This window comes from Rhabdothermincola sediminis (assembly GCF_014805525.1).
In the GTDB taxonomy this organism is placed as follows: domain Bacteria; phylum Actinomycetota; class Acidimicrobiia; order Acidimicrobiales; family Acidimicrobilacustridaceae; genus Rhabdothermincola; species Rhabdothermincola sediminis.
Window position 1 is genome coordinate 19,324 of sequence record NZ_JACFSZ010000015.1, and the last position, 23,593, is coordinate 42,916.

Annotated in this window: 17 protein-coding genes; 5 read left to right on the top strand and 12 right to left on the bottom strand. The window is 72.0% G+C overall.

The annotated features are described in order from the left end of the window. Positions 1-81: 81 nt before the first annotated feature. On the bottom strand, positions 82-1,401 hold the full coding sequence (locus HZF19_RS12440; RefSeq protein WP_208029113.1) for an acyl-CoA carboxylase subunit beta: 1,320 nt from the start codon (positions 1,399-1,401) through the stop codon (positions 82-84). Positions 1,402-1,474: 73 nt separating this feature from the next. Then, positions 1,475-2,395 carry a LysR family transcriptional regulator gene (locus HZF19_RS12445; RefSeq protein WP_208029114.1) on the bottom strand — a complete coding sequence of 307 codons (921 nt, stop codon included), beginning with the start codon at positions 2,393-2,395 and terminating at the stop codon, positions 1,475-1,477. 334 nt (positions 2,396-2,729) lie between these two features. On the opposite strand from HZF19_RS12445, the gene HZF19_RS12450 reads away from it, so the two are divergent. Beyond that, on the top strand, positions 2,730-4,157 hold the full coding sequence (locus tag HZF19_RS12450) for an HAD-IB family hydrolase (RefSeq protein ID WP_208029115.1): 1,428 nt from the start codon (positions 2,730-2,732) through the stop codon (positions 4,155-4,157). 67 nt (positions 4,158-4,224) lie between these two features. Here HZF19_RS12450 and HZF19_RS12455 read toward each other — a convergent pair whose 3' ends face one another. Then, positions 4,225-6,498, bottom strand: coding sequence for an aconitate hydratase (locus HZF19_RS12455; protein WP_208029116.1), 2,274 nt, complete (start codon positions 6,496-6,498; stop codon positions 4,225-4,227). A gap of 97 nt (positions 6,499-6,595) precedes the next feature. On the opposite strand from HZF19_RS12455, the gene HZF19_RS12460 reads away from it, so the two are divergent. Further along, complete coding sequence (locus HZF19_RS12460) at positions 6,596-7,327, top strand: GntR family transcriptional regulator (RefSeq protein WP_208029117.1); 732 nt, start codon at positions 6,596-6,598, stop codon at positions 7,325-7,327. A gap of 69 nt (positions 7,328-7,396) precedes the next feature. On the opposite strand, the gene HZF19_RS12465 is transcribed toward HZF19_RS12460, so the two are convergent. The 3 genes from HZF19_RS12465 to HZF19_RS12475 all read right to left on the bottom strand — a co-directional run bounded on the left by HZF19_RS12465 (position 7,397) and on the right by HZF19_RS12475 (position 13,023). Next, positions 7,397-7,684, bottom strand: a complete 288-nt coding sequence (locus tag HZF19_RS12465; RefSeq protein ID WP_208029118.1) for a DUF4190 domain-containing protein — start codon at positions 7,682-7,684, stop codon at positions 7,397-7,399. 367 nt (positions 7,685-8,051) lie between these two features. Further along, positions 8,052-8,558, bottom strand: a complete 507-nt coding sequence (locus HZF19_RS12470) for a MauE/DoxX family redox-associated membrane protein (protein WP_208029119.1) — start codon at positions 8,556-8,558, stop codon at positions 8,052-8,054. A gap of 31 nt (positions 8,559-8,589) precedes the next feature. Beyond that, complete coding sequence (locus HZF19_RS12475) at positions 8,590-13,023, bottom strand: glutamate synthase-related protein (protein ID WP_208029120.1); 4,434 nt, start codon at positions 13,021-13,023, stop codon at positions 8,590-8,592. Between the two features lie 274 nt (positions 13,024-13,297). Here HZF19_RS12475 and HZF19_RS12480 point away from each other — a divergent pair, with 274 nt between their 5' ends. Beyond that, the gene (locus HZF19_RS12480) at positions 13,298-13,579 is read left to right on the top strand and encodes a hypothetical protein (RefSeq protein ID WP_208029121.1); all 282 of its coding nucleotides are present in this window, start codon (positions 13,298-13,300) and stop codon (positions 13,577-13,579) included. Between the two features lie 68 nt (positions 13,580-13,647). On the opposite strand, the gene HZF19_RS12485 is transcribed toward HZF19_RS12480, so the two are convergent. Genes HZF19_RS12485 through HZF19_RS12500 form a run of 4 tightly spaced genes read right to left on the bottom strand, consistent with a single transcriptional unit; the run spans position 13,648 to position 19,811 of the window. Further along, complete coding sequence (locus HZF19_RS12485) at positions 13,648-14,625, bottom strand: lysophospholipid acyltransferase family protein (protein ID WP_208029122.1); 978 nt, start codon at positions 14,623-14,625, stop codon at positions 13,648-13,650. A gap of 46 nt (positions 14,626-14,671) precedes the next feature. Next, entirely contained in the window at positions 14,672-16,267 is a 1,596-nt protein-coding gene (gene larAH / locus HZF19_RS12490) for an NPN-dependent hydroxyacid isomerase, LarAH14/15/16 family (protein ID WP_208029123.1), read from the bottom strand. Then, a complete protein-coding gene (locus HZF19_RS12495) occupies positions 16,264-17,472 on the bottom strand; it encodes a zinc-dependent alcohol dehydrogenase (RefSeq protein WP_208029124.1) in 1,209 nt (402 codons plus the stop codon). Before HZF19_RS12495 ends, larAH begins: the two co-directional genes overlap by 4 nt. After that, positions 17,469-19,811 carry an HAD-IB family hydrolase gene (locus HZF19_RS12500; RefSeq protein ID WP_208029125.1) on the bottom strand — a complete coding sequence of 781 codons (2,343 nt, stop codon included), beginning with the start codon at positions 19,809-19,811 and terminating at the stop codon, positions 17,469-17,471. The genes HZF19_RS12495 and HZF19_RS12500 overlap by 4 nt, the downstream gene beginning before the upstream one ends. A gap of 25 nt (positions 19,812-19,836) precedes the next feature. On the opposite strand from HZF19_RS12500, the gene HZF19_RS12505 reads away from it, so the two are divergent. Together HZF19_RS12505 and HZF19_RS12510 are read left to right on the top strand one after the other, a co-directional pair. Beyond that, the gene (locus tag HZF19_RS12505) at positions 19,837-20,469 is read left to right on the top strand and encodes a TetR/AcrR family transcriptional regulator (protein WP_208029126.1); all 633 of its coding nucleotides are present in this window, start codon (positions 19,837-19,839) and stop codon (positions 20,467-20,469) included. 88 nt (positions 20,470-20,557) lie between these two features. Continuing rightward, positions 20,558-21,448 carry a YhjD/YihY/BrkB family envelope integrity protein gene (locus HZF19_RS12510; RefSeq protein ID WP_208029127.1) on the top strand — a complete coding sequence of 297 codons (891 nt, stop codon included), beginning with the start codon at positions 20,558-20,560 and terminating at the stop codon, positions 21,446-21,448. A 151-nt stretch (positions 21,449-21,599) separates the two neighbouring features. Here HZF19_RS12510 and HZF19_RS12515 read toward each other — a convergent pair whose 3' ends face one another. Continuing rightward, positions 21,600-22,439 carry an SMP-30/gluconolactonase/LRE family protein gene (locus HZF19_RS12515; protein WP_208029128.1) on the bottom strand — a complete coding sequence of 280 codons (840 nt, stop codon included), beginning with the start codon at positions 22,437-22,439 and terminating at the stop codon, positions 21,600-21,602. A 68-nt stretch (positions 22,440-22,507) separates the two neighbouring features. After that, on the bottom strand, positions 22,508-23,575 hold the full coding sequence (locus HZF19_RS12520; protein ID WP_208029129.1) for a D-alanine--D-alanine ligase family protein: 1,068 nt from the start codon (positions 23,573-23,575) through the stop codon (positions 22,508-22,510). Positions 23,576-23,593: the final 18 nt, after the last annotated feature.

The following is a 23,593-nucleotide window of genomic DNA, read 5'->3' on the forward strand; positions in this document are numbered from 1 at the left end:
CTCGGCTCCTTCGGTCGTGGTGGGTGTTCTCGGCAGGGCTCTCCTGTCGTTCTCCTTTACCTGGCAGCCTACCGGCCCGGATCACAAGGGGCCGTTGTCGTGGGCCCGGGAGACGATCCGTTCCCGCTTGCTGGCGAGCAGCTCGAGCGCCGCGGCCAACTCCCGGCGGGTGTGAGCCGGGTCGATGACCGCGTCGATGAAGCCCCGCTCCGCAGCCACGTAGGGGTTGAGCAGGCGGGCCTCGTAGTCGGCCTCGAGCTCCGCTCGCCGCTGCGGGTCGGTCTCCCGCCGGTGGAGGATCTCGACGGCCCCCCGGGCGCCCATCACCGCGATCTGGGCGCTCGGCCACGCGAGGGCGATGTCGTTGCCCATGCGTTTGGAGTCCATGACGATGTAGGCGCCGCCGTAGGACTTGCGGAGGGTGACCGACACCCGGGGGACGGTGGCCCGGGCGTAGGCGAAGGCGAGCTGCGCGCCCTTCCGGATCATGCCCCGCCACTCGAGGTCCTTGCCCGGGTAGAAGCCGGGGGTGTCCACCAGCGTGACGATCGGCAGGTTGAACGCGTCACAGAAGGCCACGAAGCGGGCGCCCTTCTGCGAGGCGAGGATGTCGAGGGTGCCGGCGATCATGGACGGCTGGTTGGCCACGATCCCCACCGGCCGCCCACCGATCGACCCCAGCGCGGTGACGAGGTTCGCCGCCCAGCCGGCGCGCAGCTCGAGCAGCTCGCCGTCGTCGAGCAGGGCTCGGGCCAGCTCCCGCACGTCGTAGCTGCCGGTGGGCGAGGCAGGGATGAGCGCGGCCACCCCGGCCGCCGGGCGGTCGGTCGGGTCGCCGGTGGGCAGCAGCGGCGGCAGCTCGTCGGTGCTCGACGGCAGGTACCAGAGCAGCTCCTCGATGGCGTTGATGGCGGCTGCCCGGTCCGGGACCACGAGGGAGGCCACGCCGCTGGAGCGGGCGTGCGTCCCGGGCCCGCCGAGGGCGTCGACGGTGATCGGCACCCCGGTGAACTCCCGGACCATCCGCGGGCCGCTCACGAACGCGTACGCCTCGCTGGTCATGACCACCTGGTCGGCGAGGCCGAGCAGCAGCGCCGGGCCCGACACCGCGGGGCCGGTGACCACGAACAGCAGGGGCACGATCCCTGAGCAGGCGACCACGGCCCGGGCGGCCCGCCCCCAGCCCGCGAGCGCCGCCACTCCCTCGTGCACGTCCGCCCCGCTGGAGGCGACCACCAGCACCAGCGGGAGTCGCTGGTCGAGGGCCATGCGGGCCGCCACCTCGATGGTCTCGCCGTCGGCGGACCCGAGGGCGCCGCGGCGGTGGGAGCCGTCGAGCTCGCAGAGGATCACGGCCCGGTCCCCGAGGGTCTCCCGGCGGGCGTGCGCCACCCCGGGCACGCGGGCGCGCAGCGAAAACGGGGGAGCCGGGGGCACGGGACAGTGGACCCCGCGGTCCTCGGCCCGGTTACCGCTACCGGTCGGTAACGTCGGCGTGTATGCCGGGCTGCTTCGGGCCCTCGGTGCGGACCACCTCGAGCACCACGTCTCGCAGCGCTCTGGCTGGAGCCGAGAGCATCCCCTTGCGGCGGGTGGCCAGACCGACCGATCGGCCCTCGAGACCGTCGATGGGCACGCGCTTCCATTCGCCGCCCACCCAGCTCGGGGCTGCGCTGGCCGGCAGCAGTGCGGCCCCGAAGCCCTGGAAGGCGAGCGAGGCGAGCAGGCGCATGCCGTCCACCTCGGCCTGTGGCTCGAGCTCGATGCCCGCCTGCCGGCACTGCTCGTCCAGATGGTCCCGGAACCCGGTGCCTTTGGGCTCGAGCAGCAGCGGTTCGCCGTCGAGGTCCGCCAGCGTGAGCCGGTCGCGCCCGTAGAGCGGGTGACCGGCGGGCACCACCAAAAGGCGGTCCTCGTCGAAGAGGTGATCGGTGCGGATCTCAGGGTCGCTGAGCGGGAGGTTCACCACCGCCAGGTCGAGCAGCCCCGAGGTGAGCTGGAGGGCGAGGGAGGTGGTGGTGGCGTCGACGACCACCACCCGGACCCTGGGGTGGCGGGCTCGCATCGCGTCGACCAGCCGGGGCACCAGCCACCGGGCGGTGGTGCCGATGACCCCGATGCGGGCCGTGCCGGCCACCTCGTCGTGCAGGCTGGCGAGGTCCGCGACCAGGGCGTCGAGCTCGGCCCGCACTCGCCGAGCCCGGGCCGCAACCAGCTCACCCTCTTCGGTGAGCCTGCCGGTGGCGCGGTCGATGAGCACCGAGCCCAGCTCCTTCTCCAGCCGGGCCACGTGCGTGCTGACGTTGGACTGCACCGTGTGCAGGGCTCGGGCGGCAGCCGAGAACGAGCCGGTGTCGGCCACGGCGAGCAGGGCGTTGAGCTGCCGGAGATCCATCACTAGCCATGATGGCACGTATCGCCAAGAACTGTTGGACAGATCATGTGCGAGCATTCACAATGGACCTCGCAACACTCGCCGAGGGCACAGCTCGTTCCCCCCCACGAGCGACCTCGAGCAGGTTTTGAGCGCCGATCCCCCTCGGCCTCGAAACCAGTCAACCGGAGCCGGCCTTCCCCCGAGGCCGGCTCCGCCCGTTTTCCCTCCTCCCGATTCTCCCCGTTTGTCTCGAACTGTTCATGGATTCGCGGCCTGGAACCGCGTGACGCTGAACAGTTCGAGTCAAGAGGAGGAGGCTGACCCGGGGAGCCAGCGAGGGTACGGTGCGCCCATGGCGAACGAGGCAGCCATCTTCGACCTCGACCGCACGCTTCTCGCCGGGGCCAGCGGGCCCGTCATCTCTCGCGCGTTGCGCACCGTCGGCCTGTTGCCGGATCGCAGCCTGCCCGGTGAGGACCTGGTCTTCCGGCTGTTCGACGTGGTGGGCGAGAACTGGCCGTCGATGGTCCTCACCCGCCAGGGGGCCCGCCTGGCCGCGGGCTGGGACCGTGACGCGACTCGCCGGGCTGGCCAGATCGCGGCGGAGGTGCTCGCCGCCCAGGTCCAGCCCTACGCCCGGGTGCTGATCGAGGAGCACCGTGCGGCGGGGCGGCTGGTGGTGGTGGCCACCACGACGCCGCGGGACATGGTCGAGCCCCTCGCGGAGCGGATCGGGCTCGACGGCGTGATCGCCACCACCTACGAGGTTCGCGACGGGCACTACACGGGCCGGATCGACGGCGAGTTCGTGTGGTGGCGGGGCAAGCTCCGAGCCGTGCGGGCCTGGGCCGGCGACCACGGGGTCGCGCTCGACCGCAGCTACGCCTACTCCGACAGCTGGTACGACGTGCCGCTGCTGTCCGCGGTGGGCCATCCCTTCGCGGTGAACCCCGATCCGCGCCTGCGGGCGTACGCGATCGTCCGCCGCTGGCCCGTGCTGTTCCTCGACGTGCCCCCCGGGGTCCCGAAGTTCCTGGGGCTCGAGCCCCAGACCGCCATCTTCCCCTTCGCCCGCCCGGAACTGCTGCCCTTCGCTCGCATCCACCTCGAAGGAACCGAGCACATCCCCGCCGAGGGGCCGGCGATCATCTGCGGCAACCACCGCAGCTACTTCGACCCGCTGGCGGTCGGCTACGCCATCGCCCAGCGGGGCCGCCCGGTGCGCTTCCTCGGCAAGAAGGAGGTGTTCGACGCGCCGATCGTCGGGGACGTGGCCCGGGCGCTGGGGGGCATCCGCGTCGACCGGGGCACCGGTTCCGACGAGCCCTTGAAGGAGGCGGCCGCCGCGCTGGAAGCCGGCGAGTTGGTGGCCCTCATGCCCCAGGGCACGATCCCCCGGGGGCGGGCCTTCTTCGACCCGGTGCTCAAGGGCCGCTGGGGGGCGGCCAGGCTGGCGGCGATGACCCGGGCTCCGGTGATCCCGCTCGGGCTCTGGGGGACCGAGAAGGTCTGGCCCCGCAACGCCCGGTTGCCGAACGTCACCAACGTGCTGCACCCGCCCGAGGTGCTGGTGCGGGTGGGCGAGCCGGTCGAGCTCGGCTACCAGGACCTCGACGCCGACACGGAGCGGATCATGTCGGCCATCGTCGACCTGCTGCCGCCGGAGGCTCGCCAGCGCTGCGAGCCCACCCCCGAGGAGCTGGCGAGCACCCTGCCGCCCGGGTACCAGGGCGACCCCGAAGGGGAGCACGAGGCGCTGCGCCGGCCCGGTCGCGACTGACCGCGGCGAGCTGCCGCGGCCGAGACGACCCGTGCCGGCCCGGCGAGACCGCCGAGCGGTGATCGGCTCAGCGCGAACGCTGGCGGATGATGTTCAGCGCCCCACCGGCCTTGAACCACTCGATCTGCTCCTCGTTCATCGAGTGCAGGCAGCGGAACTCAACCACGGTGCCGTCGGGCTTCTCGATCCGGCAGGACACCGGCTGGTCGGGGGCCAGCTCGGCCAGCCCGAGGATCGAGATGCGGTCGTCCTCGTCGATCAGGTCGTAGGTGTGAGGATCGGCGAAGGTGAGCGGCAACACACCTTGCTTCTTCAGGTTCGTCTCGTGGATCCGGGCGAAGCTGCGTACGATGATGGCCTTGGCGTTGCGGTAGCGGGGCTCCATCGCCGCGTGCTCCCGTGAGGAGCCTTCGCCGTAGTTCTCGTCGCCGACCGCCACCCAGCCGACGCCCGCCTGGTGGTAGTGCTTGGCGATCTCGGGGAACGGCTTGGTCTGCCCGTCGAGCTGGTCCTTGCCGGTACCGGTCTCGCCAGTGAAGGCGTTGACCGCACCGAGGAACAGGTTGCCGCTGATGTTCTCCAGGTGGCCCCGGTAGCGCAGCCACGGACCGGCGGCGGAGATGTGGTCGGTGGTGCACTTGCCCTTGGCCTTGACCAGCACCGGCAGCGAGAGGAAGTCCTGCCCGTCCCACGCCGGGAACGGCTCGAGCAGCTGCAGCCGGTCGGAGTTGGGGTCGACCTTGACCTCGACCCCGGAGGGATCGTCCGGCGGGGCGATGAAGCCGCTCTCGCCGGACTCGAAGCCCCGAGCGGGGAGCTCTTCGCCCGCGGGCACCTCGAGGCGTACCTCCTCCCCGGCATCGTTGACGAGCGTGCCGGTGCGGGGGTCGAAGTCGATGCGGCCCGCGAGTGCCAGGGCCACCACCGTCTCCGGCGAGGTCACGAAGGCCAGCGTGGAGGCCAGGCCGTCGTTCCGCTTGGGGAAGTTGCGATTGTAGGAGGTGACGATGACGTTGACATCGCCCTCGTGCACGTCGGATCGGGCCCACTGGCCGATGCAGGGTCCGCAGGCGTTGGCCAGCACGGTGGCGCCGATGGCCTCGAGGTCACCGAGGAGACCGTCCCGCTCGATGGTGGCCCGCACCCGCTCCGAGCCGGGGGTGACCATCAAGGCGGTGCGGGCCTTGAGCCCCCGGGCCTTGGCGGCCCGGGCGATGGCTGCGGCGCGGCTGATGTCCTCGTAGCTCGAGTTGGTGCACGAGCCCACCAGGGCCGCGCTGATCACCAGCGGCCAGCCTTCCCGCTCGGCCTCATGCCCCAGCTGACTCACCGGGCGGGCCCGGTCCGGGGTGTGGGGGCCGTTGATCAGCGGCTCGAGGTCGCGCAGGTCGATCTCGATGACCTGGTCGAAGAACCCGTTCGGATCGTCGTACACCTCGGGATCGGCGCGCAGCTCGTGGGCTACGGGGGCTGCCGCGGCGGCGATCTCCTCCCGCCCGGTCGCCTCGAGGTAGCGGGCCATGGCCGCGTCGTACGCGAAGAGCGAGGTGGTGGCGCCGATCTCAGCGCCCATGTTGCAGATCGTGGCCTTGCCGGTGCAGCTCAACGACTCAGCTCCCGGACCGAAGTACTCGACGATGGCGCCGGTGCCGCCCTTGACGGTGAGGATCTCCGCCACCTTCAGGATCACGTCCTTCGGTGCTGACCAGCCGTCGAGCTCACCGGTGAGGTGCACCCCGATCAGCCTGGGCCAACGGACGTTGAACGGGTAACCGGTCATGACGTCGACCGCGTCGGCGCCGCCCACGCCGATGGCCACCATCCCGAGACCCCCCGCGTTGGGGGTGTGGCTATCGGTGCCGATCATCATCCCGCCCGGGAACGCGTACTGCTCGAGCACGACCTGGTGGATGATGCCCGAGCCGGGCTTCCAGAACCCGATGCCGTAGCGGGCGGACACCGACTCGAGGAAGTCGTAGACCTCGGTGTTGGTCTCGAGCGCGGCGAGCAGGTCGCGCTTGCCGTCCTCGCGGGCCTGGATGAGGTGGTCGCAGTGGACGGTGGTGGGCACTGCCACACGGGGGAGCCCGGCGGTCATGAACTGGAGCAGGGCCATCTGGGCGGTGGCGTCCTGCATGGCCACCCGATCCGGGTCGAGATCCGCGTAGGTGTGGCCGCGGACCAGCTCCTGGTGCTCGAGGTCGCGCAGGTGGTTGGCGAGCACCTTCTCGGCAAAGGTGAGCGGCCGCCCGAGGCGCTCGCGCACCAGCGCCACCCGGTCGGGAAGTCGGTCATAGACCGCTCGGACCAGCTCGATCGGGGTGCTCGCGGTGACTGCCATCTCGGGTCCTCCTGTCGTGCCGGGTGCCGGTGTGCGTCGTCTCGTGCCATCTGGCACCTGCTTGCGACCGACTGGAATGTATACAAGTATCGTACAAGTGCGCCAGCCTCGTTACCAGCGGATCGCCGACGAACTGCGCCGACGCATCGACCGCGGCGAGTACGCCTCGGGTCGCCTGCTGCCGAGCGAGGCCGAGCTCTCCGACATCTTCGATGCCAGCCGGGTCACGGTGCGGCGGGCGCTCGAGGTGCTCCGCGACGAGGGCCTGGTCGACTCCCGTCAGGGGTTCGGGTGGTTCGTTGCCACCGATCCGGTCCGCCAGAACCTGGCCCGCCTCGGCACCATCGAGAGCCAACTCGCCGAGGAGGGCATCGAGTCCACTCGACGGGTGCTCGACTTCCGCTTCACCAAGGCCCCGGCGCGGGTCCGCCAGGTCCTCGGGGTCGAGACCGTGCTACGGGTGCGCCGGCTCAACCTCGCCGATGGCGAGCCGTTCGCCCTGGTGACGGTGTGGTGTCCCGAGGAGCTCGGCGCCGAGTTGTCGAGGGCCGACGTGGAGCGCTCGCCGTTCTACGAGCTGATCCCGCTGCCGCTCGGCGGGGCGGTGCAGACCATCGGTGCCGCGGCCGCCTCTGCCGCCGAGGCCGAGCACCTGCGCGTGCCGGTCGGCTCACCGGTGCTGCGCTGCGAGCGCATCACCTGCGCGGCCGACGGTGGCCCGGTGCTGGTGAGCGAGCACGTGTTCCCGGCGCATCTCACCGAGTTCGTGGTGGACCTGCCCCACGCCGAGGCCTCCATCGCCCCCACCGGCTTGCGCCTGGTGGAGTGACCGCGCCCCTCCGGCCAGGCCGGGCCGGGGCGCAGGGACGCGGCGCCGAGGCCCGGCGCCGGCCGGCGATCAGCGGGTGGTGGTCGTGGTGGTGAGCTGGTTCTGCAGCTCTTGGACGAAGTCGGGGTTGGCGAGGAGGTACACCAGCCAGCCGACCGAAACGACCAGCCCGACGATCCCGCAGACCAACCCGGCGGTGGCCAGCCCGGAGCCGCCCAGCAGGCCCCCGCTGGTCGCGATCCTGCGCCGGGCCGCCACCGAGAGCCCGATCGCCACCGGCCCCAGCACGATCCCTAGGCAGCCCGCCAACCCGCACAGCAGGGAGAAGATGCCCACCACCAGGGCCGCCACGGCCATCGGCTCGTTCTGCGGGCGCGTCCACCCGCCAGCGCCGTAGGGCCCCGGGGACCAGGTGGGTGCCCCGGGAGCGCCGTGCGGCGAGGCGGCCGGCGGCCCCCACGCCCCCGCAGGCGCGGGCGGCGGGCCGGCGGTCGCACCCTGCCCGTAGTCGGGCACCCACTGGCCGGAGCGAGCGGGGCTCGACGGCTGCGCCCAACCCGGCCGGGTGGGGTCCGCGGCGTCGGGCGTCCCGGCCCCCGGGGCTGACGGCGTCGGGGTCGCGCCTGGCGCCGGAGCGCCGGGGACGTCCTGGTCAGGTTCGCGATCGGGGTCTCGCGGCCACCAGCTGTCGGGCCGCTCCTGCTCGGTCATGTGACCCGCCAGGCTACCGGCGGGGCGGGGTGCGGGTGGCCGTCCGCTCACCGGCGAGCAGGAGCACCCCGAGCAGCGCCACCGCCGGGACGACCACGACCAGCACCTCGACCCACGACGGCAGGGCGGGACGGGTCGCGAGCAGCGCCAGCGCCGCGAGGGCCATGAACAGCCCGTTGCGAGCCACGGCCAACCACGACAGCGGCCGGGTGGCCACGTCACCGAAGCAGTTGCAGGGCGCAGCGACACCGGCCCGCAGGCGCCGGACCAGGAAGGTGGTGAAGAACACCAGCAGCACCAGCGCGATCAAGCCGCCGGCGGCGGGCACCACCAGCAGCAGCACCACCGTCGCCAGCTCCGGGAGGGGCAGGATCCGCCCGGTAGCGGGTGCGTTCGGCACTCCGAGCGCTTCGAAGGACTCGACCGTGGACTCGGGGTCGCGCAGCTTGGCCACCGCGGCCAGGGCGAAGAATGCGGCGAGGGTCACCGCCGCCGTGTAGCCGATCCCATCAGGGGTCATCGGCCCCATGATTGCAGGGCCGGCCCGGTGCTCAGGCGGTGGCCACCCGGCGGGCCGCGCCGGCGGTGATGCGCTCCACCCGCTCCCGGGGCACGATGTGCCACAGGTGCTCGATCGCCGACTCCCAGCCGTCGAGCAGGTCCTGACCCCGGAGCGAGCCGGTGAGCGACACGTGGCGCTCCACCAGCCAGCGCAGCTCCTCCACGTCGTCGTGGTCGGGCCGGAGCACCTCCACCAGGTCCTGGTTGACCCGGGTCATCACCCGCTCGGGCATCGGGTCCCACACGAACGCCTCGCCCCCGGTCATCCCCGCGCCAAGGTTGTAGCCGATGCGGCCCAGCACCACGACCGTCCCACCGGTCATGTACTCGCAGCAGTGGTCGCCGACCGCCTCGACCACCGCCAGCGCGCCCGAGTTGCGCACAGCGAACCGCTCGCCCGCGGCCCCCGCCACGAACAGCTCGCCACCCGTCGCGCCGTACAGACAGGTGTTGCCGGCCATGACGGTGGAGGATCCGGTCTGGCGCCGCTCCACCACCAGCGAGTCGTTGGCCGCGCCGAGCAGGTCGAGCTCCACCCCGTGGGTGAGGAAGGCACCGAAGCTCTGGCCGGCGGTGCCCTCGAAGCGCACGTGCGCGGTGCCCCGTGGCGGCAGGGAGCCGAACTCGAGGGCGATGGCTCCGGACAGGGCGGTGCCGACGGCCCGGTCCGCGTTGGTGATCGGGTAGGAGAGCGACAGCTCGTCGCCGTCCCACACGCCGCGGAACGCGTCCGCCAGCAGGCGGTCGCCGAGCTCTGAGCGGGGATGCTGCAGCGCCACCCGCTCCACGAAGCGCCTCGGCTCGTCCGGGTGCTCGGGTGGTGCCAGCACCGGGGTGAGGTCGAACGCGTCAGCCCGGGGATCACCCGTGGTGCGCTGCCGCAGCAGCTCGACCCGGCCGATCACCTCGTCGAGCGATCGGGCGCCGAGGCGCGCCAGGTGGCGGCGGACGTCCTCCGCGACGAAGAGCAGGTAGGCCGCGACGCCCTCCGGCGTGCCGCTGAAGTTGGCCCGCAGGTGCGGGCGTTGCGTGGCCACGCCCGGCTTGCAGGTGTCCCGGTGGCAGGCCCGGAGCATGATGCACCCCTCGGCGATCATCACCGCGGTGCCGAAGGAGTACTCGTCCGCGCCGAGCAGGGCGGCGATCACCACCTGCCGGCCGGTCTTGAAGCCGCCGTCGACCCGGACCCGGGCCCGGGAGCGCAGGCCGTTGTCGACCAGGGCCCGCTGGGTGTCCGCCAGGCCGATCTCCCAGGGCATCCCGGCGTGCTTGATGGATGAGAGCGGGCTGGCACCGGTGCCCCCGTTCGCGCCGGAGATGTGCACGACGTCGGCCAGCGCCTTCACCACCCCGGCCGCGATGGTCCCCACCCCGTCCTCGGCCACCAGCTTCACGGAGACTTCCGCCGCGTTCACCTGTTTGAGGTCGTAGATGAGCTGGGCCAGGTCCTCGATGGAGTAGATGTCGTGGTGCGGTGGCGGTGAGATGAGCCCCACGCCGGGCTGCGTGTAGCGCAGGCGGGCGATCTCCGGGGAGACCTTGTGGCCGGGCAGCTGTCCCCCCTCACCGGGTTTCGAGCCCTGCGCGATCTTGATCTGCACCTCGTCGGCGAAGGCCAGGTACTCGGGGGTGACCCCGAACCGCCCGGAGGCCACCTGCTTGATGCGGGAGTTCTTGTCCAGCCGGCCGAGGCCCCGGGTGCGGTAGCGCTCGGGGTCCTCACCGCCCTCCCCGCAGTTCGAGCGGGCGCCGAGCAGGTTCATGGCCTGCGCCAGGGTCTCGTGCGCCTCCTTGGACAGTGCGCCGTGCGACATGGCCCCGGTCGAGAACCGCCGCACGATCGCGGAGGCCGGCTCGACCTCCTCGAGGGGTACGGGATCACCCAGCGGGACCGCCTCCAGCAGGTCGTGCAGCTCGATGGGATCCCGCTCGTCCACCAGCCGGGCGAACTGCTCGTACAGGCCGTCGTCCTCGCCCCGGATGGCTCGCTGCAGAAGGTGGGCAGCGGCCATGTCGGCCACCATCGGGTCCGCCTCGACGAGGGGCGGGGTCTCCTGCACCAGGGTGAGGTCGTTGAGGGCCTGCACGACCTCCTTGGAGTGGGCGTGGGGCTCGCCGCCCTTGCGGACCCGGAAGAACCCGGGGGAGTCCAGCTCCACCTGCTCCGTGCCGTAGGCCTTGGCGTGCAGGGCCAGCACGTCACGTCCCAGCTCTTCCCACCCGATGCCGCCCACGATCGAGGGCGTGCCCCGGAAGCACACCTCCACCACCTCCGGGCCGAGTCCGAGCACCTCGAAGATCTGCGCGCCCCGGTAGGAGTCGACGGTGCTGATCCCCATCTTGGAGAGGATCTTCAGCACCCCGGCCTCCAGGGCTGCCCGCAGGCGGTCCTGGGCCTCGGAGCCGACCAGGGACTCGCTGTCGTCCGCGTCGGCCTCGGCGGCCACGGTGGCCAGTGCCAGGCGCGGGCAGACCGCGTCCGCGCCGTAGCCGATCAGCGCCGCCACCGCGTGCACGTCGCGGGCGTCGTCCGCGATCACCACGATGCTGGTGTCGGCTCGGCGGCGCTCCTCGACCAGGCGGTGCTGCACCGCTCCGCAGGCCAGCAGGGAGGGGATCGGCGCCCGCTCGGGACCGACGCGGTCCTGGTCGATGATGAGGATCCCCGCTCCGTCGGCGACCGCCCGGGCCGCCCGGTCGGCGAGCCCCCGCACACCGGCCTCCAAGCCGGCCGGGCCGTCGGCGGCGGCGAAGGTGGCGTCGAGCACCGCGGTGGTGAACGGGTTGCGCTCGGGGTCGTGCAGCCAGTCGATGGCCGAGGGGAACAGGAAGAACGAGTCGAGCGCGAGCAACCGGGCACGCTCGGGGCGCTCCTCGAGCAGCGGCCCCCGGGGTCCGAGCAGGGCCCGCAGGCTCATGACCAACCGTTCCCGGAGGGGATCGATGGGCGGGTTGGTCACCTGCGCGAAACGCTGCCGCAGGAAGTGGTGCACCGGCCGGGGCCGGCCGGCGATGGGGGGCAGCGGCGAGTCGTCGCCCATGGCGAAGGTCGGCTCGTGCCCTTCATGGGCCATGGGCTTGAGCACCATGGCCAGCTCTTCCTTGTTGTAGCCGTGGGCGGCCTGGCGGCGGAGCAGGTCGGGTAGCGGGTCCACCATCGGAGCGCCCGCCCGGACCCGCCGGAACCCCTCCGCCGCCCACTGCGCGTACGGCGCGTTGCGTGCCAGGACGTGCTTGAGGGCGTGGTTGCGCACCACCCCGTGCTCGGGGGTCACGAACAGCATGTGTCCCGGCCCCAGCCGGCCGCGCTCCACGCTGCCTCGCCCGCTCAGGTCGACCGCTCCGACCTCCGAGGCGCACACCACCAGCCCGTCCTCGCAGATCTCGTAGCGCAGCGGCCGCAAGCCGTTGCGGTCGAGCAGTGCCCCGACGCCTTCGCCGTCGGTGAAGATCACCCCCGCGGGCCCGTCCCAGGGCTCCATCAGCGCGGAGTGGTACTCGTAGAAGCCGCGCACCTCGGGGTCGAGGTCCCGGGTCTCCTCCCACGCCTCGGGCACCAGCATGGCCATGGCATGGCAGATGTGGCGGCCACCCCGCAGGAGCAACTCGGCGGCCTCGTCGAGCTTGGCGGAGTCCGAGCCCCGCGGGTCCAGCACGGGGACGAACAGCTCCTCGTCACCCAGCCCCGCCCGGTCCGTGCCGAGCCGCCCCCGGCCACGCATCCGCATCTCGTTGCCCTGGAGGGTGTTGATCTCGCCGTTGTGGCAGAGCAGGCGGAACGGCTGGGCCCGCTCCCAGGTGGGAAGGGTGTTGGTGGAGAACCGCTGGTGGAACACGACGAACGGCGAGGCGTACCGCTCGTCGTGAAGGTCCAGGTAGAAGTCGGCCAGGTGGTCCGCGGCGACCAGGCCCTTGTAGACGATCGTGCGGAACGAGCACGACACGACGTACGCGTCGGCGACGGTACGCTCGATCCGGCGCCGGAAGCGGTAGGCCTGGCGTTCGAGGTCTCCGGGGTCTTCGCCTGTTCCGCCAGCCGGGCCGTCCTGGGGGGCGCGCTCGACGATCGCGTGGAGGATCTCGGGCCGGGTGGCTCGGGCCATGGCGCCGAGCACCGAGTCGTCGGTTGGCGGGGTCCGCCAGTCGACGACCACCAGGCCTTCGTCGCGTGCCGCCTGCTCGACCGCCCGCTGCGGCAGCTCACCGCGGCAGAACAGCACCAGCACCCCTCGGCCCTCGCCGAACAGGGCCGGGGGGATGGCGGTGAGCACCCCGGTACCGTCCGAGGTGAGCGCGTCGGCGGCGACCGCGCCCCGGTGCTTCACGTGGGCCAGGCCCGACAGGCCGGCCTCGACGATCGATCGGTCGGTTCGCCCTGCGGCATCGGCTACGAAGCCGATGCCGCAGGCATCGAGCTCTCGCATGGGTTCACGTCCTTCGCGCGCGACCAGTGGGAGTGTGCGTGCCGGACGATCGGGGGTGCGTCCGTCGCAGCTGCGTCGGCGTCTATGCCGGTCTGGCTGCGGTGCCATGCCTCGCTGCACTGGCGGAACGCGGCGCCGTTGCCCGTGAGCCCCGATGGTGGCCCGCTCGACTGTACCCCTCTCCCCGCCAGGTCGTCGCTCGGCTTTCCGGCTCATCACCTCGGCGTGGACCCCCGGCTATCGTTGGCGCGGGAGGGGGAGTTCCATGGCACAGATGTCCCGGTTCCGCACATGCGCGGTGCTCGTCGCCGTCGGGCTGTCGGCCGGGTGCGGGTCGTCGTCGACGAGCGGGCCGAACCGCAGCGAGATCATCCAGGAGCTGCAGGACGCGGGGCTGAGCAAGCCGCTCGCGGAGTGCGTCTACGACGAGGCGAACGACCGGCTGGACTTCGGGAAGCTCGAGCGGGAGGGACCCGACAGCTTCCAGGGTGACGAGCAGCAGGTCTTCGCCGAGGTGGCTGCCAAGTGTCTCAGCGCCACCGCCTCCGGTAGCTGATCGATCGGCTCCGGTGGGCTGATCTCCGTCGTCGGCCAGCGGGCAGCCCTCGCCACGGCCGTGCTCGTTCAGCCCAGGTCGGGCCAGGCCGGGCGGCGGCGCTGCTTGGGGCCGCGCTCGCCGAGGGCCCACGCCCTCCGCCACGCGCCCACCCCAGGGCCTTGCAGCGACGGGGTGGCTCCGGCGTGCGCCCGGCGGCGGGCCTGCCACCAGTCGGTGGTGGCCTCGTCGGCCAGCTCGGCCACCGTGCGCTCGATGCGGGTCGCGAAGGCTCGGGAGTCCTCCTCCTCGTCGGGCCGCAGCGGCCACCCGAAGGTCACCGTGGTGGGGGAGGGTCGGGGGATGGACGAGCCCTTGCGGAGGATGCGCCCGGTGCCCTCGACGTGCACCGGCACCACCGGCACCTCACAGCGCAGCGACAGGTACGCGGCCCCGCCGCGGAACGGCTGGCCCCACCCGTCGGGGCTGCGGCCGCCCTCGGGGAAGATGAGCATGCTCCACCCGTGGTTGATGAGCTCGGCGGCTTGCTGGGCCGAGGTGCGGCTGACCTTGGTGCGCTCGATGGGGATGGCGCCGATGACCAGCGCGGAGAGCGCGCTGGTGACCCGGTTGCCGAAGAAGTAGTCGGCCGCAGCGCCGATGAACAGGTGATGCCGCCATGGCTCGGGGATCACCGACAGCAGCAGCGGGGTGTCGACGTGGCTGTGGTGGTTGGCCGCGAACACCACCGGGCCCTCGAGCGAGCTGAGCCGGTCCACGCCCCGCACCTGTGGCCGGGCGAGAGCTTCCATCGCCGGGCGCACCACGCCCTCGACGAGCAGCACCCGCGCCGCCCGAGCCGGGTAGGAGCGGGCCCACTCGGTGTCGTAGTTGGCGCCGACCTTGCTTTCGCGCCTCGGCGGCTCGATGCCCACCGGCACGCTCGCCGGGGCGAGGGGGAACGGGAGCTTGCGCACCAGCGCGGAGGCGCTCGGCCGGGCCAGGCGGGCTACCGCGCGGGCATTGACCGGTAGCCGCTCGGCGAGCTTGCCCCTGCTGACCGGCATCGACCTCGGCCCCCTGACCGGGCGCGACCGCTCGGCGCTCGCCATGTCAGCTCACGTCCGCCATCAGGATCGGCGGGTTGTGGACGTGGGTGATGGTGGCGTCGCGGCCCACCACGTCGCTCGCCATCTCCAGCGCGTCCTGCATCGTCGACGCGGGGCGGAAGCCGAGCCGGTGCACCGCCCTCGGGTCGCCCCCGACCACGATCACCTGCCCCAGGTGTGCCAGCGCGTGGCTTCCCCAGTACCACATGTAGAACGGGTGCACCCCGTGGTAGGCGTACGACGTGCGGTACAGGTGTCGGTACCACTCGTCTTCCGCGTACTGCTTCTCGTAGCGGGACTCGATCTCCACCGGGTCGGTGGTCTCGGCCAGCACCTGCTCGAAGAAGTCGATGTAGCTCGGGTGGTGCACCGGGTGGAACTCCCACGGCGTCGGGTGACTCATGATGAGCACGCCGCCCTCGCGCACCAGCGGCCGCCCCCGGTAGAGGTTGAAGAAGTACCCGAGCCCCAGGCACATGACCAGGATGGGGTTCATGATCGAGTTCACGTTGTAGGGGCAGATGTAGGGCAGGCCCATGGTGAGGATGTCGGTCTGGCCCTCGACCGCCACCAGGTGCTGCCGGTACACGTTCTCGGTGGTGACCTGGTGCACCGCTTCGACCTCGCCCGCCTGCACGGAGGTCATGGCGTGCGGAGCCTTCCAGGAGTGGAAGATCTGGCGCCGGGTCCTCGCCGGTAGCCGCTCGAGGCTCTTCTGCATCGCCAGGAACGTGAAGCGGTCGCGGGCGTTCCACTCCCACTCCCGCTTCTGCAGCACGCTCATCGGCCCCTCGGTGCCGAACACGTCGTTGTTGATCGTCGTCTCGATCTGGAAGATCTTCACTCCTGCATCGCGCAGCACCTTGCCCATCCGCCAGTTCGACGAGTGCAGCTCGCTGCGATGCTGATCCATGAAGGAGCGGCTGTGCCGGAGAGTCCGGACGTTGTGGTGGTGGCGCAGGCTGCGGTAGCTGGCGAGACCGGTGGCGGTGCTCTTCCAGCCGCCGTCCATCGAGACGATGTTGATGTTGACGTACACCAGCAGGTCGCTCTCCGCTGCCCGCTTGTTGATCTCGACCTCTTCACCCTTGTCGGTGGTGCCCAGGTAGGCGAGGTTGTCGGGGTCCTCCGCGTCGTGGTTGGTGAGCAGGCCGTGCGGGGCGAACGCGTCGTAGACCCGGTCACCGACCGCGTGGCGCAGCTCGGCTTCGGTCATGCGGCGGTGCAGCGCCAGCGCCGCGATGAGCGCCACGTCGTCGACCCCGGCGGCCGCGGCCATGTCGAGGACCTGCTCGATGATCCGCTGGCGGATGTCGGGGCGGCGCATCGGCGGCAGCGGCAGCGAGACGTCGTCGAAGGCGATGGTGAGCTTCATCCCCGGCCTGAGCAGCGCGGGGAGGGGAGGCGAGTCGCCGAGCGGGTTGAGCAGCGCGTGGCGGATGGCCGCGTCAGGGTGTTCGATCGGCTCCAGCGGCTCGGCCGGGTAGATGACCCGAGTCCGCCCCGGTGGGAGCTTCTCGAGGCGGAACCCCTCACCGTGGTGGAACAGGATCGGCGGGGTGTTGCGGTCGACCTCGAGGACGAAGCCAGGTCTGGTCATAGCCGCGTGCGCTCCTTCTCGTTGCGGAGGTCGAAAGCGATCTTCACCGCGCCACGGCGGCCGGCTGACGCCGCGTGGGCGATGGCATCCTGGTAGCGGGCCAGGGGGTAGGTGGCGCTCACCAGCCGCCCCAGGTCGGCCGCTCGCACCAACTCGAACGCCAGGTCGAAGGTGCGCCGCCGCTCGCCTGACGGGAGCTCCTCGGTGCCGTAGGCGTAGGCGCCGGCGAGCACGATCTCCCGTTGCCACAGGCCGGTGAGATCGACGTGCACGTGGCCCGGCATGCCCACCAGGGTCACCCGCCCCTTCGGGCGCACGGCGGCAAGCGCATCGGCGAGGCTCGCGGCGGAGCCGACGCAGTCGATGACGTGGTCGGCGCCGCCGGTCAAGCGAGTGATCCGCCCGTCGCCGAGGGCCATGGTGCCAGTGAGGCGGCGCACGGCGCGCAGCACCTCGTCCGGTTCGGCCAGCAGGTCGGCGCCGAGGGCCCGGGCCAGCTCGCGTTGGGTGGGGTGCTTGGCCACGGCGAGGATCGAACCTGCCGGGGTGAAGTGGCGCAGCGCGGCGGTGACCAGCAGGCCAAGGGTGCCCGTGCCGAGCACCACCACCGAGTCGCCTTCTCGGATGCCCGCGGTGAGCGCGGCGTGCACCGCGCACGCGGTGGGCTCCACCATCACCGCGGCCTCGTCGCTCATCGATGCCGGCACCGGGTGCAGCTGGCTCGGGTGGGCGACCATCAACGTCGACCAGCCGCCGCCGGTGTCGTGGCAGAACCCACTCTGCAGACCGGGGGCCAACGCGCCGAACGCGATGTGCTCGCAGTTGCCAAGATCACCGCGACCGCACGCCGCGCACGGCGGGTCGATGCCCCGGGTGACGCAGCCGAGCACCGGCTCGACCACCACCCGGTCCGAGCCGTCGGAGCCGGTGCGGTCGGCCACCACCTCGTGCCCCGGCACGAACGGGAAGGACACGATCGGCTCGAAGTAGCGGGAGGCGTGGCCGTCGATGGTCGACAGGTCGCTGCCACAGATACCCGCCAGTCGGGGGCGGATCACCACCCAGTCGGGGCCAGGCAGCTCCGGTGGGTCGAGGTCACGCAGGCGCAGCGGCCCGACCTTGGCTCCGGCGCCCGGGGTGAGACGCCCCGCGGCGGCCGCGGCCGCGTAGCGGGCCGGGCGGGCCTCGAACTGCAGCGCCTTCACCGGCGCCGCCCGGTAGCCGCCACGCCGCCCGTGTGGCGGGGGGCGATGGGGATCAGCACTCGGGGGGCGCCGGGGGCCTTCCCGAAGTGTTCGATGAGCCAACCCCGCTTGCGGGCCAGGGAGGCCAGCCGGGTCTCGGGGTTGACCGCCACCGGGAACCCCACCGCCTCCAGCATGGGCAGGTCGCTGGTGGAGTCGGCATAGGCGACCGATTCGCGCAGGTCGACACCGGTCGCCGCGGCGTAGTCGAACAGCGCCTGGGCCCGGCTCTCGCCGGTGGGGGGGACGCTGGCGAGCTCCCCCACGTAGGTGCCGCGCTCGGTGCGCATGGTGGCGGCGACGATGTCGTCGAACAGCGGCCGCAGCGGGTTCACCACGAAGTCCAGGGCCCCGGTGATCAGCACCGTGCGATGGCCGAGGCGGCGGTGCTCGCGCACCCGGCGGATCGCGGCCGGGAAGGACTTGGCCAGGATGAGGGCGGAGAACATCTCCGCCGTGTCCTCGTCGATCTGCTCGACGGGTGCGCCGTCGTAGCGGCGGTAGAAGAGGCGCAGGAAGTCGCTGCGGTCCTTGCGGTCGAGGGCGAGCAGCGACGGGGCCTCGGCCAGGGTGCGGGCCACGAAGCGGAGCCGGTCGTCGCGGGGGAGGCGGCGGGTGGCGAGCCAGGCGTAGGAGGCGACCACGTTCGACGCGATCAGCGTGTTCTCCAGGTCGAAGGCCGCCATCTGCCGTTGGGGGGAGAGCACCTGGGCTCGCAGGCGCTCGTCACGGCTGGGCCCGGTGCGCCCTCCCGGGGTGGTGCGCACCCGGGCGTGCTTCACGACCGACGGCAGGTGGATCTCGGTGACGTAGCGCTCCCAGTCGATCACCCGGGGGTCGAAGCAGAAGTCCCGGCGGTCCTCGTCGGTCTGTCGCTCCCACATGGCCAGCAGCCGGTCGAGCCCGTACACCGCCTCGCACTCCGCGTACGCGCCGTACAGCTCGACGTAGGACAGGGCACGCTCGGCCTCCTCTCGTTTCTCCTCGATCGTGGCTCCGAGCTCGGCCTGCTTGCCTCGTAGGGGCAGCGCGCCGAGCACCCGTTCGGCCTTCTCCAGCGTCTTCTTGGCCTTGGTGAGCTGGCCCTGCACTTTGCCCCGGCCGGGGAACGACCACTTGGGCACCACGATCGGCTGGCCCTTGGCGTCGTAGAGCGGATGCTCCGCGAACCAGTCGCTCACCAGGTCGACGAGACGGCGGTACCGCAGCGGGTTCTGCGATCCGGACGCCACCTGGACCACGTTCGGTTCGGGGCCCGGCCCTTCCGCGGCCACGGCGATGATCGCCGCGGTCACCAGGTCGACGGGGATCACGTCCACGATCCCCTCGGGCACGCCGGGGAACTGCTTGAGCAGGCCCCGGGCATAGGAGATGATCACCGGCTCGGCCATCCGGAAGCCGCGGATCCAACCCGGGCGGGGCTCGGCCAGCGCGGACTCGATGATCGACGGCCGCACGATGCTCACCGGCACCGCCCCCCGGGTCTCGACGAGCGCCCGCTCACCGAGGGCCTTGGTGTAGGCGTAGGCGTCAGGCCAGCCGAGGGAGGCGGCCCGGGCCCTTCCCGCTTCGACCATGCGGTCGGACACCCATCGCTGGCGGAGCTGCTCGGTCTTCTCCGCCAGCAGGGGACCTCCGGCCGCACCCAGCTCGGCCCGGGCCCGGGCGCGCAGCTCGGCCAGGCGCTGCGGGGTGCGGCTCTCGGCCTCCGCGTCCTGGCGGGCGCGGCGGGCGCCGTCGACCTCGCGCCGCCAGTCCACGTCGACGAAGAAGGGGCTCTCGTGGACGAGCTGCTCGGGCGCGGCCCCTCGCCGGTTGCCCGCCACGTAGCAGGTCGACACCGCGATCAGGTGGGGGGTGGCGCCGAGCTCGCCGAGTACGGCCGCGAGGCGCGCCGGCCCGAGGAGGTTGACCTCGACCGCGGTGTCGAGCGGCGAGTCGAACGAGACCGTGGCCGCCGAGTGGATGACGGTGTCGCAGCTCGCCAGGATCGCCCGGCCCTCCTCGTCGAGACCCAGACCATCCCGCCCGACGTCGCCGGCCACCGCTCGGACCCGGCGGGCGGTCATCTCGGCGAACCCGTCCCGGCCCAGCTCGGCTCGCAGCCGGTCGAAGGCGTCGTTCTTGAGGATCTCCCGCTGCACCCGCTGGTCGACCGACGAGCGCTTGCCGGGACGCACCAGCAGCACCACCTCGCACTCGGGCACCGAGCGCAGCAGCCGCTCGAGCACGTTGGTGCCGAGGAACCCGGTGGTCCCGGTGAGGAAGAGGCGCCGACCGGCGAGCGCGTCGCGGATCACGGGGCCATTGTCTACCATTTGGTAAGTGACGGCCAAAGCCCCGGTGGTGACACCTCCCGGCACTCGCGGCGAGAGCACCCGTGAACGGGTGCTCGATGCTGCTCTGGCCTCGTTCGGCACCAAGGGCTACGAGGCGACCTCCCTCGATCATCTGGCCGTGGATCTCGGGGTGCGCAAGCAGACCATCCTCTACTACTTCCCCGCCAAGGCCGATCTGCTCGACGCGGTGGTGGACCGCGCGGCTGATGACCTGGCGAGCGCGCTCGAGGCGGCTGTGGCGGACGCGGGTGACGGGTTCGCCCGGGTGGAGGCGATCGTGCGGTCCGTGTTCCGCTTGGCCATGCGCCGGCCCGAGCTGCTGGGCCTGCTTCGGGAGGTCAGCCGCCTCGGCTCACCGGTCGCCACCCGGCTGACGGAGCGCTTCGAGCCCCTCGTCGCCCGGGCCACCGCCTTCCTCGAGGCCGAGATGGCCGCGGGCCGGGTCCGCACCTGCGACGCCCGGTTGCTGCTGCTCTCCGTGTACTCCACCGTGCTCGGGGTGGCGACGGAGGTCGAGGTCCTGCGGGCGGTGGGGATCGAGCCGACGTTGCGGTCGATGGCGGTCCGGCGCCGGGAGCTGCTGCGGTTCCTGCACTCGGCGCTGGCGACCGACGGCTGATCACCGAGAGCAACCGCGCGAGGGGCAGACTGTCGCCCGTATGGCCGAGCAGCCCGCAGCGACCGGACCCGGAGACGGTGCGTCCGGCGTGACGGACCTGGCCAGGTCCCAGGAGCGCTCCCGCCTCGCCCGGGCCCGGGCCGCGGCTCGTGACCGGGCGGCGCTCTACGCGGACATCGCCAACCGCCGGTGGCCGGCCGTGGTCATGCTGGCCGACCTCTGGCGGCGCTACCGGCGGCTGAACGGCACCGCCCTGGCCGGGAACCTGGCTTTCCGGATCTTCGTGTGGTTGCTGCCGGTGACCCTCATGATCGTCGCCCTGCTAGCGGTGGCCAACGACGGTGGTGTCGAGGTCGAGGAGCAGGTCGGCAACCGGCTCGGGGACGCCTTCCGGCAGGCGGTCAGCACCTCGATCGCCGACGGCCGCACCTCGAAGTGGCAGGCGGCTGGCGTGGCCCTGGTCGGCTTGGTGCTCGCGTCGTCGGGTCTGCTCTCGGCGTTCCACTACGCGGCGCTCCAGCTCTGGGAGCTGCCACCGGGCCCGCCTCCTCGCCGAGCGGCTCGGGCCGCGAAGCTGGCGGGTGCGCTCACCTTCACCGTGGTCGTGCTGGCGGTGCTCGGCGCGGTGCGCAGCAGCGGGATCGTCGTCGGGCTGATGGCCGTGGCCGTGAACGCCGTGTTCACGGCGGGCCTGCTCGTGGCGCTGTTCTGGATGATGCCCCGCCGAGCCACCTCCTGGCCGTGGCTGGTGCCAGGGGCGCTGGCAGGCGCGGCGGCGGTGGTCGTGCTGCAGGCGTACACCGCGTTCTGGTTGCCCCGGCACGTGGCGTCGCTGTCGACCACCTACGGGACCTTCGGCATCGCCGCGGCCGCACTCGGCTACCTGTTCCTCAACGGGCTCATCATCGTGGTCGCGATGCTGGTGAACGTCGTGTGGTGGGACTACCACCAAGCCCGTGATCAGCTCTCCAGCCCGTAGAGCAGCCGACGTCGACCCGCCTCCGTGTTCCCGTCCCCCGTGCGTGTGCGAGCCCCTGTTCGCGTTCTGGCATGTCAAACGCGTGCGGTGGCACGCGTTTGACATGCCGGTTGGTGGGGCGGGGAGTTGGAGCGAGCGCGGCGGGTGGTGGTCAGGTCGGGCCGGGCACGTCGACCCGGGTGGCCTCGATGTGGCCGGAGCGCAGCTCGGCGGTGCGGGCGGGGTTCGACGACTCGGCCGTGCACACGTAGAGCGTGCGCCCGTCCGACCCGCCGAGGACGCACGCGTAGGCGCCCCGGTCGCCCGTCGATCGCCAGTCGACCGCGCCGGCACCCTCCACGACCCGCATCACCCCCTTGTTCACCGGGTCCGCCACCCAGATCGCACCTTCGGCGTCGATGCAGATGCCATCCGGCACGTTCGGGCGCAGGTCCGCCCAGATCCGGCTGTTGGCCAGTGAGCCGTCGGGGCAGATGTCGTAGGCCGACAGGCGCTGGCCGAACGACTCCGCCACGATCAGCGTGCGGCCATCGGCGGTGACCACCGAGCCGTTCGGGAACAGCAGCTCCTCGATGACCACCCACGCGTCGCCGTCAGGGGTGACGCAGACCATGTTGGCGCCCGTGAACTCCTCGCCGGCGTCGAGGTCGAAGCCGAAGTTGCCGACGTACGCGTGGCCGGCGGCGTCTACCACCATGTCGTTGCAATGGAAGGTGGCGAACGGGCTGAGATCGGCGACCTCGTGCAAGCCGTCGGCGTCGAGGCGCAGGAGCCGGCGGTCGGTCATCGACACCACGAGCATCGTGCCGTCCGGCCACCACCCCAGGCCGGCGGGTTGGCCGGGCACCTCGCACACCAGCTCGGTCTGGCCTTGTTCCGTCATGGCCCAGACCTTGCGGTCGTGCATGTCGGAGAACCACAGGCGCCCCTCGTGCCATCGGGGGCACTCCGGGAAGACGAGCTGGTCGAGCAAGGTGGTGAACTCGGACAAGGTGGCTCTCAGCTCTCCTCGGGTCGGGCGGCTCGCGGCCGGGATCGTGACGCTCGATCAGGGTTCGATCAGGACGTACGCCGCTTGGCGGCCCTGCGAGCGTACCGTTCGAGCGCGAGCCGGATCAGCTCATCGATGAGCGCTCCGTAGCCCAGCCCCGATGCCTCCCACAGCTTCGGGTACATCGAGATCGGGGTGAATCCCGGGATGGTGTTGACCTCGTTGACCAGCAGGCCGCGGCCCGCCTCTTCGTAGAAGAAGTCGACCCGGGCCATGCCTTCGCAGCGCAGGGCGGTGAACGCTCGCAGGGCCAGCTGCCGCGCCTGCGCGGACACCGGCTCGGGGAGGTCGGCCGGGATGACCGTCCGCGCGGCACCGTCGAGGTACTTGTCCTCGTAGTCGTAGAACTCCGCGCCGGGCACGATCTCCCCGACGACCGATGCGCGGGGGTCGAGGTTGCCGAGCACCGCGCACTCCAGCTCGCGCCCGTCGATGGCCTCCTCGACCACCAGCCACTCGTCGTAGCGCGCCGCGCTCGCCAAGGCCCGACCGAGTGAGAGCGTGTCCTTCGCCTTCGAGACACCAACCGACGAGCCCATGTTCGCTGGCTTCACGAACACCGGCAGGCCGAGCTGGTCGACGAGCTCCTCCACCAGCTCGTCGCCGATGGCCCGCTCGTGGACTGCCCGGAAGCGGGCTTGTGGCAGCCCGTTGGCGGAGAAGAGCTCCTTGGCCTTGGCCTTGTCCATGGCCAGCGCGCTGGCGAGCACGCCACAGCCGGCGTAAGGGACGCCGGCGAGCTCCAGCAGTCCCTGGACCGTGCCGTCCTCACCCAGTGGACCGTGCAAGAGCGGGAGCACCACCAACCGCTCGCCCGCCGCCGGCTCGAGCAACGCGAAGGGGCTCACCTCGGGGCCCGAGGTGGGCAGCTCCTCGGGCAGCGCATCGGGACCGGCGGCCAGCGCGCCGGCCACCTCCTCGGCGAACACCCACCGGCCGGTCGTCGTGATGGCCACCGGTTGGACGTCGTAACGCTCGAGGTCGGTCGCGGCGAGGACGTGGCGAGCGGTGACCAACGAGATCTCGTGCTCGGCGGACTGGCCCCCGAACAGCACGACCAGGCGGATGCGCTCCACAGCCCGGACCGTAGCCTG